The following is a 16,388-nucleotide window of genomic DNA, read 5'->3' as shown; positions in this document are numbered from 1 at the left end:
TGCGGTGCGTCGGCGGGTGCGGCGCCGTGGTGGCTGGTCGCGCAGTTCCTCCCCCCGCCTTCGGCCGGGGGTACCCCCAGCGCCCCTGACGGGGCGCTAGAGCGCCCGCGCCACCAGCAGCGCCACGTCGTCGTGGTCGTCGGGGTGGCGCAGGCCGTGCAGGAGGAGGTCGCAGGTCTCTTCCAGGGGGCGGTGGGGCTCGTCGAGGAAGCCGAGGAGGACGTCGAGGCGGTCGTCGATGGGGTGGCGGCGGGTCTCCACCAGGCCGTCGGTGTACAGGACCAGCAGGTCACCCGCGTCGAAGGTGACGGTCGTCGTCTCGAAGGGAATGCCGCCGACACCGAGCGGGGCGGCCGCCGGCAGCTCCAGGAGGGCCGGCGGCCGGCCGGCGTGCACCAGTGCGGGCGGCATGTGGCCCGCGTTGGCGATCTCGCAGCTCCTGGTGTGCGGGTCGTACACCGCGTACAGGCAGGTGACGATGTAGTGCTCCAGATCGCAGGTGATCCGGTCGAGGTGCCGGAGCACCGCGGCCGGGGGCAGCTCCAGGTCCGCGTAGGCACAGGTGGCGGTGCGCAGCCGGCCCATGGTGGCGGCCGCGTCGATGCCGTTGCCCATCACGTCGCCGACGACCAGCGCGGTTCTGTCCTGCGACAGCGGGATCACGTCGTACCAGTCGCCGCCCACCTCGCTCGTCGCCTGCGCCGGTTCGTAGCGCGAGGCCAGTTCGAGGCCGGTGTGCTCGGGCGGGTGGTCCGGCAGCAGGCTGCGCTGGAGGGTGAGGGCGGTGTTGCGCACGCTCTGGAACCAGCGGGCGTTGTCGATGGCCACGGCCGCCCGCCCGGCCAGCTCGGTGGCGAGGACGACGTCGTCCTCGTCGAAGGGGAGCGGATTGCGGGTCCGCTTGAGGTCGAGAGCGCCGAGCACCTCGCCGTGTGCGATCAGCGGCACCGCCAGATACGAGTGCACGCCCGCCTCCTCCAGCAGGACCCCGGCCTCCGGGCTGCGGGCGATGCGTGGCAGGTCCTGCTTGCCGACCCGCGGGACCAGCACCGGCCGGGCGGTGTGCACGCACAGCGTGACCAGCCGGTCGCCGTCGTAGGAGGCGAGGTCACCGGGCGTGTCGGCGGCCCGCAGGGCGACCGTGGGATGGGCGGCCTCGAGGGCGAGGGCCCGGAACAGCTCCGGGCCGTTGTCGGGGCGGCGCGAGCGGCGCAGGGCCAGCGCCGCGTCCAGCACGTCCACCGCGACCACGTCCGCGAGCACCGGGGTGGCGATCTCGGCCAGCTCGTGCGCCGTGCGCTCCACCTCCAGCGAGGTGCCCACCCGGGCCGAGGCGTCGGCGATCAGGGCCAGGCGGCGCCGGGCCCGGTCGGCCTCGGCCGCCGCGCGGTGCCGTTCCGTCACGTCGACCACCGAGATCGCGGCGCCCAGGACCCGGCCACCGGGGTCCTCGAGCCGGTAGAACGACAACGACCAGGCGTGCTCGTGCTCGGGGTCGGCCGGCGGACGGCCCACGTGGTACTGGTCCAGCAGCGGCGTGCCCGTGGTGAGCACCTGGCGCAGCGCCGACTCCACGGTGTCGATGTCGGGCAGCGGCAGCGTCTCCCGCAGATGGCGGCCGATGTGCTCCTCGGCGGGGACGCCGTCGATCCGCTCCAGCGCCGGGTTCACCAGGAGATAGCACAGATCGGGGTCGAGCAGGGCCAGGCCGATCGGGGACTGGCTGATCAGCCGCTCGCACAGCGCCAGGTCGGTCTCCAGCCGCTGGAGCAGGGTGTGGTCGGCGACGATGCCCAGGGCGTAGACGTCGCCGAGATCGTCCAGCAGCCGCATGGTGCGGAACTCCATCAGCCGGCTGCTGCCGTCCTTGTGCCGGACGGGGAAGGCACCGGCCCAACTGCGTCCGGTCTCCAGTACGTCCATGAAGACCTTCACCGCGGCCTTCAGATGCTCCGGCTGAACGAGTAGCCGCGCCGCGTTCCTGCGGAGGGCCTCCTCGGACGTGTAGCCGAAGAGTTCCTCGGCCTGCGGGGTCCAGAACACGATCCGGCCCTGCGAGTCCAGTGCCACCGCCGCCACGCTCAGGACGTCCAGCAGACCGGTCGGGCGCGGTAGGCCGGAGCCGTACTCCTCGCCGCCGGAGCCGCCGGAGCCGCCGGAGCCGCCGGAGCCGCCGGAACCGTCGGCGTCACCGGACCGCAGGGAATCCACAGCCATCCCTCAACCACCTCCACCGGCCGCCGGGCCGATGCCGATGCCGTTGCTACGGCCCTTCCATGCTGCCCCCGGCTCGCGGCTCGCCCCAACTCCAGGCCGGGTACCCCGGTCCGGGCCCGGTCTCACGCGCTGTGTCCGGCCGCCCGTTACCCGCCCGTCAGGGGCCGTGCGCAACGGGTGGACAAGCAGGAACATGGGGGTACGTACAGGATGTAGCCAATGGATTCTCCGCGAGAAGATTTCGACGTGCCGACCACCGTGGGGCCCCACGACCTCCTGGACGCCTCCAGTGACGCTGCGGCGGTGCTGTCGGCAGAGGGCGACGTGATCGGCTGGACCCGTGGCGCCGAGACCCTGCTCGGCCATCCGGCCGCCGCGGTGCTGGGCAGCCCCGCCGCGCGGCTGCTCGCCATGCGCGTCGACCCGGCCCGGGCCGCCGGCGTAGCCGAGCGCTGCCGCTCCGGCATGGGATGGAGCGGCCTCGTCCCGGTACGGCACCTCGACGGCCGCAGCGTCGTCGTCGACCTGCGGGTCTCCGCGTCCTTCCGGATCGACGGCGAGGAGTGCTTCCTGGTCTCGGCGCGGGAGCAGCGCCCGCAGTGGACGGTGGGCCAGTCCGTTCTCGACGGGTTCCTCACCCGGTCACCGATCGGCATGGCCGTGATGGACCTGGACCTGCGGTACGTCTGGCTGAACGACACCCTGGAGCAGTTCGGCGGGGTCCCCCGCGAGCAGCGCCTGGGCCGCCGGCTGAGCGAACTGCTGCCCGGTCTGCAGGTGAGCACCATCGAGGGCCTGATGCGCAAGGTGCTGACGACCCGGGAGCCGGTCACCGACTACGAGTACCTCGGCTGGAGCTGGTCCGATCCGCACCGCCAGCGCGCCTACTCGACGTCGTTCTTTCCCCTCGTCGCCCCCGACGGCTCGGTGACCGGCGTCTGCTACATGGTCTCCGACGTCACCGAACGCTGGAACGCGCGGCAGCTGCTGTCGATGGTCAACGAGGCCGGCACCCGCATCGGCACCACCCTCGACGTGCTGCGCACTGCCCAGGAACTCGCCGACTTCGCTGTCCCGCGCTTCGCCGACTTCGTCATCGTCGACCTGCTGGAGCCCGTCCTCAGCAACGAGGGACACGGTGCCTGGCTGCCCGACGCGGGCCCGGCCCCCGCCCGGGCGGTGATGCGGCGCGCGGCGCTGCGGACGGTCCGCGAGGGCAGCCCCGAGGCCGTGGCGCGGATCGGCGACCCGGTCGACTTCCTGCCCCCGCCGCACGGCGTCGACCTGCTCATCAACGGCGAGCCGGTCCTCATCCCCGAACTCGACCCGGACGACCGCCTGTGGGTCACCGAGCAGCCCGCGCGGACCGCCCGCATCCGGGAGTTCGGGCTGCACACCCTGATCTCGGTCCCGATGCGGGCGCGCAACACCGTCCTGGGCCTGACCACGTTCGCCCGCTCGCTCAACCCGCTCTCCTTCGGACCCGACGACGTCCTGCTCGCCCGGGAACTGGTCGCGCGCGCCGCCCTCTGCGTCGACAACGCCCGCCGCTACACCAGGGAGCACACGGCGGCCGTCACCCTTCAGCGCAGCCTGCTGCCCCACGCCCTGACCGGAGGCACGGCCCTGGACGTCGCCTCCTCCTACCTGCCGGCGGACGCGACGGACGGCGTCGGGGGCGACTGGTTCGACGTGATCCCGCTGTCCGGTGCCCGGGTCGGGCTGGTCGTCGGCGACGTGGTCGGCCACGGCCTCACCGCGGCGGCGAGCATGGGCCGGCTGCGCACCGCCGTGCAGACCCTCGCCGACATGGACATGCCCCCCGACGAACTCCTCGCCCACCTCGACGACCTCGTGCTGCGGCTGGGTGAGGAGGGGAACGCGGGCGCGGTGGTGGAGGGCAGTGCGGACACGTTCGTCGGGGCGACCTGCCTGTACGCCGTCTACGACCCGGTGACCCGGCGGTGCGCGATGGCCCGCGCCGGACACCCGCCACCGGTGGTCGTCTCACCCGACGGACACGTCCACTTCCCCGAGATCCCCGCCGGACCGCCGCTCGGGCTCGGCGGCATGGCCTTCGAGGCCACCGAGATCGAACTCGCCGAGGGCAGTCTGTTCGGCCTCTACACCGACGGCCTCATCGAAGGCGCCGACCAGGACGTCGAACTGGGCATGGCCCGCCTCCGCGGCGCGCTGGCCGTCCCCGGCGCCGATCTCGACACGCTGTGCACGTCGGCCGTGCAGCAGCTGGTCCCCGTTCCCCAGCCCGACGACATCGCGCTGCTGCTGGCCCGTACCCACGCCCTGGGCGCCGACCACGTCGTCTCCTGGGACGTGCCCGTCGACCCGGCCGCCGTCGCCGACATCCGCGCCGAGGCGGTCCGCCAGGTGGTCGCGTGGGGCTACGACGAACTGGCGACGACCACCGAACTCATCGTCAGCGAACTGGTCACCAACGCCATCCGCTACGCCGAACCGCCCATCCGGCTACGGCTGTTGCGCGACGCCTGGCTGACCTGCGAGGTCGCCGACGCCAGCAGCACCGCACCCCGGCTGCGGCACGCCCGCAGCACCGACGAGGGCGGCCGCGGCCTCTTCCTGGTGGCCCAGCTCGCCCGCCGCTGGGGCGCCCGCTACACCGGAGAGGGCAAGATCATCTGGGCTGAGCAGGAGATCCCCGGGGCGTGACCGGGCATGTACTGACCGTCTTCGTGCCCCTGTCACATTCGCACGTATGGCCGTACGCTATCAATTCCGAAGGATTCGGCAGCAATTGGGGGAGCCGCCATGTCCGGGGACGCGTATGGTCCACACCAGGAACCACCGCACCAGGGACCGCCGAACCACGGCCTCCCCCACCAGGGGTTCCCCGGCCAGGCCGCCCCGGGCCCGGGTTTCCCGACCCCGGGCCCCTTCGTGCCGCCCATGCCGTCGGCTCCGCCGCCCGCCCCGCCGGACGCCCTGCGCGCCACCGCCGTCGCCCTGCTCAACCTGAGCGGCCTCGGCCTCGGCTACCTGCTCCTGCGAAGATGGATCCCGACGGCCGTGTGCCTGGCGGCCACCGTCGTCCTGCTGCTCGTGGCCCTGCCCGCGGACGCCGACGGCGTACCCGGAACCGCACTCGTCCTGTACGCCGTTCTCCTCCTGCTGGCCGCCGTCCACGGCTGGTTCGCCGGCCTGCGCACCCGCCTGGTGCGGCCGGGACAGCGGCCCGTCGCGCTCGTGCTGGGCATCGTCCTGCTCGCCGTCCCGGTCGGCGGTGCGCTCTGGTACGACAGCGCGCAGAACGAAGCCGTCGAACGCGCCCTCCTCGACCGACTCGACCGCGCCGACCGGCAGGTCAGCGCGGCCGCCGGGCAGGACTTCGGCACGGCCAGGTCCGGGTACCGGGACGCCCTGGCCGTCTACCGCGACCTCGCCGTCCACCACTCCGGCTCGCGCGCCGCCGGCCAGGTCCCCGACCGCCTGAAGACCTACTACACGACGGTCGCGGCGGCCTACAGCCACCGCGACTACTGCTCGGCCGTCGAACCGCTCCAATTCCTGCGGACGGTACCCGACTCCATGCCGAAGGACCAGCTCGGCACGCTCGCCCACTGGCCCGACGACCGGCTGGCCACCTCGCTGTACGAGTGCGGGGCGGAGGGCCTCGGCGACGGCGGGACCGACTGGGTCACCCGGTTCGGCGACCTCCTGAGCACCTTCCCCGACTCCGACCAGGCCGCCAAGGTCGTACCCGCCGTGGACGCCGCGGAGAAGAAGGCGGCGAAGGCGGTCTCCGGGAAGGATCCCTGCGGCGCCGTCAAGCAGTTGGGCACTCTGAACACGCAGATCATCCAGCTGTCGAACGGGTCGAGCACCCAGGCCGACGGTCTCGTCAAGGTCGCCGGCCGGGCCGAGCGCAGCGGTGACGCGGGGGAGTACCAGTGCGGCGTCAAGCAGTACGAGGACGGTGACTACGAGCAGGCGCAGCAGACCATGCAGCAGTTCGTCACCGACAACCCGCACGACGGGAACCGCGACCGCGCCCGCAAGATCGCCATCGGCGCCGAGGTCGCCCAGACCCTCCCGGCCGCCGGCAAGAAGCTGCCCACCACCGCCTCCGGCGGCGGCATCTCCGTGACCGTCAAGAACGACAGCCCCGACGACATCACCGTCCTGTACACGGGCCCGGTCACCGGCAGTTTCACCCTGAAGGCGTGCGGCAGTTGCAAGGCGTACTCGTTCGCCAGCCCGCTCATCAGCGGCTGGGAGCCGTGCAGCGACAGCGGCAAGAACTACCCGCAGCGCACGATCAGTCTCCCGCCCGGCACCACGTACTTCGTGCACAAGCCGAAGAGCGACAGCACCGCCACCCCGGGCTCCGACACCGCGAAGCTGCGCTACGGCTACATCTACACGGAGTGCGCGTACACGACGCAGACGCTGGGGTCCACTTACTGAGCGGGGCCAGAGGCTGTCGGCGGGGCCAACTAAGCTCCCGCGCATGAACGGCGAGGGCAGGGACGACCCCGCGAGACGGGTCGTCGACGGGCGGTTCGAGCTGGTGGCACGGCTCGGTGGCGGCGGCATGGGCACGGTGTGGCGGGCCACCGACCTGGTGCTGCGGCGCAGCGTGGCCGTGAAGGAGGTACGGCCGTCCGACCCCGGGCTCGCCGAGTGGGACCCGGAGGCCGCGCGGCTGCTGCGGGAACGGGTGCTGCGTGAGGCCCGCGCGCTGGCCCGGCTCGACCACCCGAACGTGGTGACGATCCATCACATCGTCGACGGCGGGCCGGGGACCTACCCGTGGATCGTCATGGAACTCGTGACCGGCGGCTCGCTCGCCGACCGCCTCGCCGCCGGTCCGATGAACCCGGTCGAGGCCGCACGCATCGGCCGCGAGGTGCTGGCCGCGCTCCGCGCCGCCCACGAGGCGGGCATCGAACACCGCGACGTCAAGCCGGCCAACGTCCTGCTGCGCCCCGACGGGCGCCCCGTGCTCACCGACTTCGGCATCGCCGCCGTCCGCGAGTCGACCGCCCTCACCGCCACCGGGTCGGTCATCGGCACGCCCGACTACATGGCGCCCGAACGCGTCTCCGGCAAGGACGGCGGGCCGGCCGCGGACCTGTGGTCGCTCGCGATGATGCTGTACGTCGCCGTCGAGGGCCACCATCCGCTGCGCCGGGGCACTACCCTCGCCACGCTCGCCGCGGTCCTCGCCGAGGACGTTCCGCCGCCGGTCCAGGCCGGGCCTCTCACCGACGTCCTCAACCGGGTCCTCGTCCGCGACCCGGCGGCCCGCCCCGACGCCGCCGCACTGGAGCGGATGCTGGCCCGAGCCGCCCGGCAGACCGAGTCCCCCACGTCCTTCCCCCTGCAACCTCCGGCCGCACCACCGCAGGACGCGACACCCCAGGATGTGCCGCTGCCGCACACGGCGCCGACGTCCCCCGGGCCTGCCCCGAGCCGCCGCCGGACACTGCTCCTCCTGCCGACGGCCGCGGTGGCCGTCGCCGGCGTGCTCGCGTGGACGCTGCTGCCGGGCACGGGCAACGACGCCTCCGGGTCCACGGACTCGGGCACCACGGCTCCCAAGACCTCGGCCTCGCCCTCGGCAGGGAGCACCCACTCACCCACGGCCACGGAGCAGACCGCCACGACCGACCTGCTGACCCCGCAAGGCATCCGCACCGCCGTCACGGCCTTCGAGAAGCAGACCGGCCGGGACCGCTTCGGCAAGCTCGCGGTGTACCCCGACTACGTCATCGCCTACCTGATGGTGAAGGGCAGCGACACCGCGTACGACATGTACACCTACCGCCCCGGCCAGGGCGTGCAGAAGGACATCATCTCCGGCACCCTGCCCGGCGAGGGGACGCCCGTCCGCCTCGACGGGTTCGCCTGGGACAAGGTCCCCTCGCTGCTGACCCAGGCCCGGAAGCGGCTCAAGGTGCCCGACCCGACCAGCCGCTACCTCCTCGTCGTCCTGCCGGGAAACGCCTTCGGCGACCCCGCCGGGATGTCCGTCTACCTCAGCAACAAGTACAGCCAGGGCGGGTACCTCCAGACGGACGCGCAGGGCAAGGTCGTCAAGGTGATGCCGTACGACGGCTGAGCGGACCCCGGTAATCGGAAACGGTCGACTCACCCCGTGAGGGTCCGCACCGGCGTTCCGGCCCGCCAAGCCGCGATGTCCTCGACCGCGTCCCGGTAGAACACCTCGTACAGATCCCGGCTGACATAGCCGATGTGAGGGGTCACCACGGCGTTCGGCAGGGAACGCAGCGGGTGGTCGGACGGCAGGGGCTCGCGGTCGAAGACGTCCAGCGCCGCGGAGGCGATGGTTCCCTCGGTCAATGCCCTGATCAGCGCCGCCTCCTCCACGATGGGCCCGCGTGAGGTGTTCACCAGGATCGCCGTCGGCTTCATGAGGCCCAGCTCGCGTGCCCCGACGAGACCCCGGGTGCGCTCGCTGAGCACGACGTGGACGCTCAGCACGTCGGAGCGCTCGAACAACTCGTCCCGTGCCACGTAGGTCACCCCTTTCGCCTGCGCGTCCGCCGGCGTCAGGTGCTGGCTCCAGGCGATGCACCGCATGCCGAAAGCACGCCCCACCTCCGTCACCGCCGTGCCCAGCCGGCCGAGGCCCAGCACCCCCAGGGTGGCGCCCCGCAGACTCGTCCCCAGACCCTCCTGCCAACCGCCCCGCCGCACCGAGTCCACCTGCTGCGGGATCAGCCGCGCCGCGGACAGGATGAGCCCCCAGGTGAGTTCGGCCGTCGGGTACGAGAAATATCCGGTCCCGCAGACCGTGATCCCCAGCCGGCGCGCGGCGTCCACGTCGATCGCGGCGTTGACCGGCCCGGTGGTGACCAGCAGCTTCAGGCGCGGCAGCTTGCCCAGGGTCGACGCGGGGAAAGGTGTCCGCTCGCGCATGGCCACGACCACCTCGAAATCGGCGAGCGCGGCCACGACGTCACCTTCGCCGCCGAAGGCCTCCGAGAAGACCTGCACGTCGGCGCGGAGTGACTCCCAGTCCGCCAGGCCCAGCGCCACACCCTGGTAGTCGTCCAGGATCGCGATCCTCATCCGCATTCCTCTCGCTCTCGGCCCCGATCTTCAGGGTGTCACCTGAGCGGTGCCGGAGGCATCCCGTGCGGCACGTGGTCCGCGGGGCAGGCCGTGCCGATCCGCGGAGCCGTCGCGTCAGCCGACGTCCTGCAGCAGCAGGTGCCTGGCGCTGAGCGGACCGTCGAGCTGCATCAGCCGCCCGCCGTCCCGCAGACCGCCGAGGTCCAATGCGGCGAACCCGAACCCGTCCAGCACGTCGGCCACGGTTGCCTTCGCCCCGGCGTCGTCACCCGCGTAGAAGGCGACCTGCCGGCCTTCGGCATGCCGGGGGTCCGCGGCGATGAACGGGGCGAACAGGGTGTTGAGCGCCTTCACGACCCGGGCGCCGGGAAGGTGCCGGGCGACCCACTCGCTGCCCGTGAGGTCACCGACGTCGTACCGGCCCCGCCACGGGCCGGCCGCGGCGAACTGGTTGGTCGTGTCGACGACGATCTTCCCGGCCCAGTCGGTGAGGCCGGTCAGCTCCGGTACGGCGAAGAACGGCACCGCGAGAAACACGAGCTCCTGCCGCGCGGCCTCCTCGGCCGTCCCCGCGCGGGCCGTCGGCCCCAGCCCGCTCACGACGGCCCGGAGGGTCTCAGGACCCCGGCTGTTGCCGAGGACCACCTCATGGCCGTGACGGACGGCCTGACCGGCGACCGCCTGCCCCACCTCGCCCGCGCCGAGTACACCGATGGTGCTGTGCGTGGCCATGATGCGCCTCCTCCGTCTCCTCCGTCGTACCCGAAGGGCCGTTCTATGCGCGGCGGGGGTTGAAGTCCAGGAGGACCTTGCCGTTGTGCTCCAGGTGGGCGAGGGCCTCGAAGAAGTCCGCGGCCCGGTAGACGGGGGCGGAGGGCAGGGTCAGCTTTCCCTCGGCGACCAGGCGCGCGGACTCCGCGCCCAGGGCCGGATGACGGGGCAGGTACTTCTCCTCGTACATCCAGAACTCGTTCGTGGTGACGTTCTTCGCCCGCAGGACGTTCCGGTCGGGCGTGAAGGGCTCGCCGCTCATGTAGCCGTAGACCACCAGCAGGGCGCCCTCGGTCAGCACGTCCAGAAGCAGTGCGGTGGCCTTCCCGCTGACGCCGTCGAGTCCGAGGAGCACCGGTTCGTCGCCGATGGCGGCCCGCACCCGGGCGGCCACGTCCGGACGGTCGACGAGTACGAGGTCGGCGCCCAGTTCGCGGAGTTCGGTGACCAGGCGCTCGCGGCGGACGATATTGATCGTGCGCAGTCCGCGCTCCTCGGCGAACGCGATGACGGATCGGCCGACCCCGCTGTTCGCCGCGTTCTGCACCACCCAGGATCCGGCCGGCAGGTCACGCGCCTCGACCAGCAGGCCCCCGGTGGTGGGGTTGATGGTGAGCATCGCGGCCTGGTCGAGGCCGATGGACCGGTCGACGACCGTCAGTTTCGCGGCCTCCGCCAGGACCTGCTCGGACCAGGCGAAGGTGCCGAAGGGAAGCAGAACCGTGTCGCCGGGGCGGACGTGCGTCACGTCAGGCCCGACGGCCAGCACCGTGCCCGCACCCTCGTTCCCGATGACGCTGGGCAGCTCCGGGCGGACCGGATAGACGCCCCGTGCGAGCAGCAGGTCATGGTGGTCGAGCGGGGCGTACTCCACCTGGATCAGCGCCTGGCCGGCGGTGGGAGCCTGCGGCTCGGGCACGTCCACGACCTTCAGGCACTGCTCGGGCTCGCCGAACTGCGTGAGCTGAATCGCGAGCATGTGACTCGTCTCCTTGCACCGGGTCCTTGCGTCGCCTCACGTGCGGTTCGCGGTGGTGTGCGGCGCACGACTGCATGATCTCCATTCGGATACATCCGATCCATCCGATACATAAGGCATATCCGATGTATTAGGTGTAATGGACGTCGCTCAGATCGATACTGACCATGACGTGATCGTGGTCGGGCCGTCCGTCCGGTCGGCGCAGGTACGCGCGACGCCTGGTGGGGAACTTGATCCCGTCCGCTTCCCGGATGTCGTGGACGTACTGCGCGGCCGCGAAGCCCCCGGCGATGTCGACGTGGTAGTCATGGCGCCTGAGCAGGCGGTCGTCCCCGAAGTAGAAGTCCTGGACCGTGCTGTGGCTGGCGATGTCCGCCGGAAAGGTGACCCGCAGACAGCGCCATCGCTCGGTCGGCGACTCGTCCCAGGGTTCGGCCTCCGCCACGCGCATGCCGCGCAGCACGGTGAAGAACGGCGTGGTCAGATACGTCCACAGGGCGTATCCGTTGAAGTAGGCGCGGTCCAGCGGATCCCAGGGCGTCTCCAGGGTGTGTCCGGTGAACGCCTCGCGGGGGTCGAGGCGTTCGGCGACGACCGTGCCGTCCGTGCGTTCGATCGCGATGCGGCCCGGGGTGAAGTCCGAACGCTGGTCGGAAGCCCCGAAGGGATACACCGAAGCGTGTTCGCCGTGCAGGTCCACGGTCATCCGCCGCGGCTGGAGGTCCTGGGGCAGGCCCTTGGCCGCGAAGAGCTCGCCGTCGCTGACGATCGTGGCGGTCACGGTCGTCAGCCGCTCCCACCGCTCGGTGCCGCCGTGGGCCTCGAGAACCTCCGAGAGCAGGTCGGTCATGTCTTCTCCATCGTGCTCAGCCGTGATCGCTGGTCATTGCCTCCCCCGCCGGTCGGGTCGGGCGGCGCGACGGCCGCGACGCCCGCCGCACTGAGCCGGGGCACGACGCGGGACCAGCTCGATGCGTCCGCGAACGCTCCGTGAACGAGCACCACGGTGGCCGACGATGCGGGTGACGTCATGGTGGTCTTCCTCTCGCTTCCTGCGGCGGCCTCGGCCCGTGCCGCGGGCCCAGGGGTGGGCGGGCGTTCCGGCCACGCGAACGCCGGGAGACGCCGTCACCACCACGGTCCGGCACCCGGGGGCCCACGGCATCCCGTGCGGTTCGTGGTCCGCGGCCGCCCTGATCCCGTGCACCGTCCGGCGCTCCGGATCCGGTCAATGGACCCGAGGTGCCCGCTGTGGTTCCATGGCGGGGTGTTGCCCAGCACATACCCGGACCAGGACTGCTCGCTGGCGCGCGCACTTGAGGTGGTGGGTGAGCGCTGGACGCTGCTGGTGATGCGGGACGCCTTCTACGGCGTCCGCCGCTTCAACGACTTCTCCGCGCACCTCGACGCGCCCAGGTCCGTGCTGAGCGCCCGGCTGGCCGCCCTGGTCGACGCGGGCCTGCTCGAACGCCGGCCCGACCCGGAGCACGGCGGGCGCCGGCTGTACGAGGTGACGGACAAGGGCAGGACGCTGTGGCCGCCGCTGTACGCCCTGCGCGCCTGGGGCGAGGCGTACGCGGCCGGTGACCACGAGCCCGGCCGGACGTTCACACACGCACACTGCGGCCGGCCGCTCGACCCCACCGCACGCTGTGTCGCCTGCGACACGGTCCCAGAGCCGCAGGACGTCATGGTGATCCCGCTGGGAACCCCGGGGGAGGGGGCCCGCACGGATCCAGTCGCCCTCGGGCTGCGAAAGCCTCATCGCCTGCTGGATCCCCTCCCGGGCCCGGACACTCGGCCGGTAGGGCGACCCGCGGGCGGCTGACCGCCGTCACCCCGCGCCGACCACTTGCCACCCCGGGGCACTTGGTCTGCACCATTGACATGTACGCGCGCCGGGGCCTTCAATGCGGCTCACCCGCATATGTATCCGACGGTCACGTATGAGGAAGGCCCCCGCATGAACACCCCCCACCCGCACCTCGCCTGGCCCCGCACCCTGTTAAGACTCCTCGCCCTGGTCGCGGTCGTACTCGGCGTCCAGGCCGGCCCCGCCCACGACGCCCACGCCGCCACCACCGTCAACGTGATCGCCTTCTACGACGGCACGTACGACGCGGCACACATCAGCTTCGACCACGAGGCCAACACCTGGTTCCCGCAGGCCGGCGCGGCCAACGGCTTCACGTACACCGCGACCACGGACTGGAGCCGGCTCAACGCCTCGACCCTGGCCAACTACCAGGTCGTCATGTTCCTCGACAACTATCCCCACACCGCCTCGCAACAGGCCGCCTTCCAGAACTACATGGCGGCCGGCGGCGGCTTCATCGGCTTCCACGTCTCGGCGTACAACGACAACACCAGCGACTGGCCCTGGTACCACAACACGTTCCTCGGCACCGGCACCTTCAAGAGCAACACCTGGGGGCCGACGCAGGAGACCCTGCAGATCGACGACCCCTCGCACCCGGCGACCGCGAACCTCCCGTCCACCATCACGTCCTCGGTGAGCGAGTGGTACAGCTGGCAGAACGACCTGCGGCAGAACCCGGCCATCGACATCCTCGCCTCGATGGCCCCGTCCACCTTCCCGATCGGCACCGACCCCAACCAGACCTGGTACAGCGGCTACTACCCGATCGTCTGGTCCAACCGCAACTACAAGATGGTCTACAACAACTTCGGCCACAACGCGATGGACTACTCGACCAACACCACGCTGTCGTCGACGTTCGCGAGCGCCCAGCAGAACCAGCTCCTGCTCCAGGAGATCAAGTGGGCAGCCGGCCAGTCCGGTCCGGTCACCCCGCCCACCGGTGCCACCGGACCGATCCACGGGTACGGCGGCAAGTGCGTGGACGTCGCGGGCGCCGCATCCGCCAACGGCACCGCCGTACAGCTCTACGACTGCAACGGCACCGGCGCCCAGAACTGGACGGTCGGCAGTTCCGGCACCCTCAGCGCCCTCGGCAAGTGCATGGACGTGACCGGGGCCGGTACCGCCGACGGCACCAAGGTGCAGCTGTACGACTGCAACGGCACGGCATCGCAGGTCTGGCAGGCCGGCGCCAACGGCTCCCTCGTCAACCCGCAGTCGGGCAAGTGCCTCGACGCCACCGGCCCGAGCTCGGCCAACGGCACCCGGCTCCAGATCTGGTCCTGCTCGGGGGCCGCCAACCAGAACTGGACGCTCCCGTCCTGACTCACCCGACCCTCCTGTCAGACGCGGGCATGCCGGCAGACGGCGTGCCCGCGTCTCACGTATTCCCGGAGAACGGCACCTCCGTGGCAGCCGGGGAGCGGGAAGGGGGGGCAGGCGTCAGCGCCGTTCACCTTAGGTTGCAGGTCCAAGGGCATCTCCGCAGGCGGCACGTCGGTATACGGTCCGAAGCGCTTGCCCCGACAGAAGTGGCTCACGTCAACGGAGATTCCGGCCGAACCCGCCGCGCAGGCGCCGCGCGGACGGCAGCCGGGACCGACCTGACGCGCCTCCCGCTGTCGGCCCGGCGGCAGAGCCGCGGTGCACCCGTCGATCGGGAGTCGACAGGTCACCCCAGCGCCGCCCCCGGACGTCGCCCTGTCACTCCACTGCTCCGAGGTGCCCTGTGGCCATGCCTTCTCCTGCCTCGTCCCCGTCGTCCGCGCCGCCCGACACCGGCACGCGGCACATCACGGCCACCATCGTGCTGGCCTGCCTCGGGGTGTTCGTCTCGTACCTGCCCGTCGTCGGCGTCTCCGTCGCGCTGCCGGTCATGCAACAGGCACTCGACGCCTCCACCGAGGGCCTGCAGTGGATCACCGACGCCTTCATCCTGCCGACCGCGGCGCTGCTCCTGACCTGCGGCATGGTGGGCGACCTGTACGGGCGCAAGAAGACGTACCTCGCCGGGCTTGCGCTGTTCTGCCTCGGCTGCCTGGTCTGCCTGACCGCCGGCAGCGTCGCGCAGGTCTGCGTGGGCCAGGCGCTCACCGGCGTCGGCACCGCCGCGCTGCTGCCCTCCACGCTCGCCCTGATCGGCCACGTCATCCCGGACCCCCGCAAACGCGCTCGCGCGATAGCCCTGTGGACGGCCGCCCTCGGCCTCGGACTGACCCTCGGTCCGGTCGTCAACGGCGTGATCGTGGCGCACACGAGCTGGCGGTGGATCTTCCTGCCTTCGCTCGTCCTCGCCGTGGTCACGGCCGTGATCGGCGCCGCCGTCCTCACCGACTCCCGCTCGGACCGCGAACGCCACCTGGACGTCCCCGGCCAGCTGCTGGCCGTCGTCGCCATCACCGGACTGGTCTACGGCGTCATCGAAGGCGGCAGCGCCGGCTGGTCCTCGGCCCAGGTCGTGATCGCCTTCGTGGCCGCCGCCCTCGGCGCGGCCGGCTTCGTCCTCGTGGAACTCCGCTCCTCCTGCCCGATGCTGGACATGCGGCTCTTCAAGTCGTCGGCGTTCTCCGGCGCGGCCCTCGTCATGGCCGTCACCCTGTTCGCCCAGGTCGGCCTGGTCTTCGCGCTCAGCGAGTACTTCGGGCTCGTCCACCACGCCTCGACGCTGGACATCGGCATCCGCCTCATCGCCATCAACGGCTTCACGGTGGTGCTCGGCCCGCTGGTCGGGCGGCTGATGAACCGGGCCACGCCCGGGCTGCTCCTCGTCACCGGCCTGGTGATCGGCGGCATCGGCGCGCTGCTCATGAACGCCTTCCAGGCCGACACCGGCACCGGCGAGGCCGCCCTGATCATCGGTGTCCTCGGCATCGGCATCGCGCTCGCCATGGCGCCGATCACCACCATCGCCATGGACGCCCTGCCGCACCGGCTCGGGGGCACCGCCGCCGCGGCCAACAGCGCGCTCCGCCAGATCGGCAGCGCCCTCGGCCCCGCCGTCTTCGGCGTCATCCTCACCCACCGCACCCTGGCCACCCTGCCCGGACACCTCGCCTCGTCCGGGCTGAGCCCCGCCGACCAGGGCCAGGTGAGCGGACTGGTGTCCAACGTCGGCATCCAGGCGGGCGCCTTCCTGCACCTGAAGACCCCGGCGAGCACCGGCCAGGCGCAGGCCGCCTACGGCGCGAGCTTCACCGACGCCCTGCACACCTGCGCCCTCGTCGGCGGCATCGGGATGCTGGTGGCCGCGGTGATCGCCGTGGCCCTCATCGGGATCCGCCCGGCGCGCGCACCGCAGACGGCGCCGGAGGCGGCGGTGCACCCGGCCGGCGCCGCCGGCTGAGGCACAGCGCGAAGCGGGGGGGCCCCCCCCCCCGCGGGCCCCCGCCCCCCCGGGCGACCCCCCCCCCCCCGCCCCGCCGCTCCGGCCGAGTGAGGACAACCCCCCACATAAAGACA

General features: G+C 72.0%; 12 protein-coding genes. 6 read left to right on the top strand and 6 right to left on the bottom strand.

The genetic code is table 11. The annotated features are described in order from the left end of the window. Nucleotides 1–96: 96 nt before the first annotated feature. On the bottom strand, nucleotides 97–2,217 hold the full coding sequence (locus ABT137_RS50290; RefSeq protein WP_351720632.1) for a SpoIIE family protein phosphatase: 2,121 nt from the start codon (nucleotides 2,215–2,217) through the stop codon (nucleotides 97–99). 219 nt (nucleotides 2,218–2,436) lie between these two features. Between ABT137_RS50290 and ABT137_RS50285 the strand changes: the two genes are divergently transcribed. From ABT137_RS50285 to ABT137_RS50275, 3 genes are all read left to right on the top strand, one after another. Beyond that, nucleotides 2,437–4,905: a SpoIIE family protein phosphatase gene (locus ABT137_RS50285; protein ID WP_351720631.1), complete on the top strand. Its 2,469-nt coding sequence runs from the start codon at nucleotides 2,437–2,439 to the stop codon at nucleotides 4,903–4,905. Between the two features lie 237 nt (nucleotides 4,906–5,142). Further along, complete coding sequence (locus ABT137_RS50280) at nucleotides 5,143–6,660, top strand: hypothetical protein (RefSeq protein WP_351720629.1); 1,518 nt, start codon at nucleotides 5,143–5,145, stop codon at nucleotides 6,658–6,660. 43 nt (nucleotides 6,661–6,703) lie between these two features. Then, on the top strand, nucleotides 6,704–8,317 hold the full coding sequence (locus ABT137_RS50275; protein WP_351720627.1) for a serine/threonine-protein kinase: 1,614 nt from the start codon (nucleotides 6,704–6,706) through the stop codon (nucleotides 8,315–8,317). A gap of 29 nt (nucleotides 8,318–8,346) precedes the next feature. Here ABT137_RS50275 and ABT137_RS50270 read toward each other — a convergent pair whose 3' ends face one another. From ABT137_RS50270 to ABT137_RS50250, 5 genes are all read right to left on the bottom strand, one after another. Further along, the gene (locus tag ABT137_RS50270; protein ID WP_351720625.1) at nucleotides 8,347–9,291 is read right to left on the bottom strand and encodes a D-2-hydroxyacid dehydrogenase family protein; all 945 of its coding nucleotides are present in this window, start codon (nucleotides 9,289–9,291) and stop codon (nucleotides 8,347–8,349) included. Between the two features lie 117 nt (nucleotides 9,292–9,408). Further along, nucleotides 9,409–10,026: an NADPH-dependent F420 reductase gene (locus ABT137_RS50265; RefSeq protein ID WP_351720623.1), complete on the bottom strand. Its 618-nt coding sequence runs from the start codon at nucleotides 10,024–10,026 to the stop codon at nucleotides 9,409–9,411. A gap of 43 nt (nucleotides 10,027–10,069) precedes the next feature. Next, on the bottom strand, nucleotides 10,070–11,044 hold the full coding sequence (locus tag ABT137_RS50260) for a zinc-dependent alcohol dehydrogenase family protein (RefSeq protein ID WP_351720622.1): 975 nt from the start codon (nucleotides 11,042–11,044) through the stop codon (nucleotides 10,070–10,072). A 130-nt stretch (nucleotides 11,045–11,174) separates the two neighbouring features. After that, on the bottom strand, nucleotides 11,175–11,897 hold the full coding sequence (locus ABT137_RS50255) for a hypothetical protein (protein WP_351720620.1): 723 nt from the start codon (nucleotides 11,895–11,897) through the stop codon (nucleotides 11,175–11,177). Then, nucleotides 11,894–12,079 carry an alpha/beta fold hydrolase gene (locus ABT137_RS50250; RefSeq protein ID WP_351720618.1) on the bottom strand — a complete coding sequence of 62 codons (186 nt, stop codon included), beginning with the start codon at nucleotides 12,077–12,079 and terminating at the stop codon, nucleotides 11,894–11,896. The genes ABT137_RS50255 and ABT137_RS50250 overlap by 4 nt, the downstream gene beginning before the upstream one ends. Before the next feature lie 235 nt (nucleotides 12,080–12,314). On the opposite strand from ABT137_RS50250, the gene ABT137_RS50245 reads away from it, so the two are divergent. From ABT137_RS50245 to ABT137_RS50235, 3 genes are all read left to right on the top strand, one after another. Next, nucleotides 12,315–12,875 (top strand): winged helix-turn-helix transcriptional regulator, encoded by a 561-nt coding sequence (locus ABT137_RS50245; RefSeq protein WP_351720616.1) that lies wholly within the window; start codon nucleotides 12,315–12,317, stop codon nucleotides 12,873–12,875. 135 nt (nucleotides 12,876–13,010) lie between these two features. After that, on the top strand, nucleotides 13,011–14,255 hold the full coding sequence (locus ABT137_RS50240) for a ThuA domain-containing protein (RefSeq protein ID WP_351720613.1): 1,245 nt from the start codon (nucleotides 13,011–13,013) through the stop codon (nucleotides 14,253–14,255). Nucleotides 14,256–14,664: 409 nt separating this feature from the next. Beyond that, entirely contained in the window at nucleotides 14,665–16,272 is a 1,608-nt protein-coding gene (locus tag ABT137_RS50235; protein WP_351720611.1) for an MFS transporter, read from the top strand. Nucleotides 16,273–16,388: the final 116 nt, after the last annotated feature.

It is taken from the genome of Streptomyces sp. NPDC001980 (assembly GCF_040296885.1).
In the GTDB taxonomy this organism is placed as follows: Bacteria; Actinomycetota; Actinomycetes; order Streptomycetales; family Streptomycetaceae; genus Streptomyces.
This window is presented reverse-complemented; position numbering and strand designations above follow the sequence as displayed.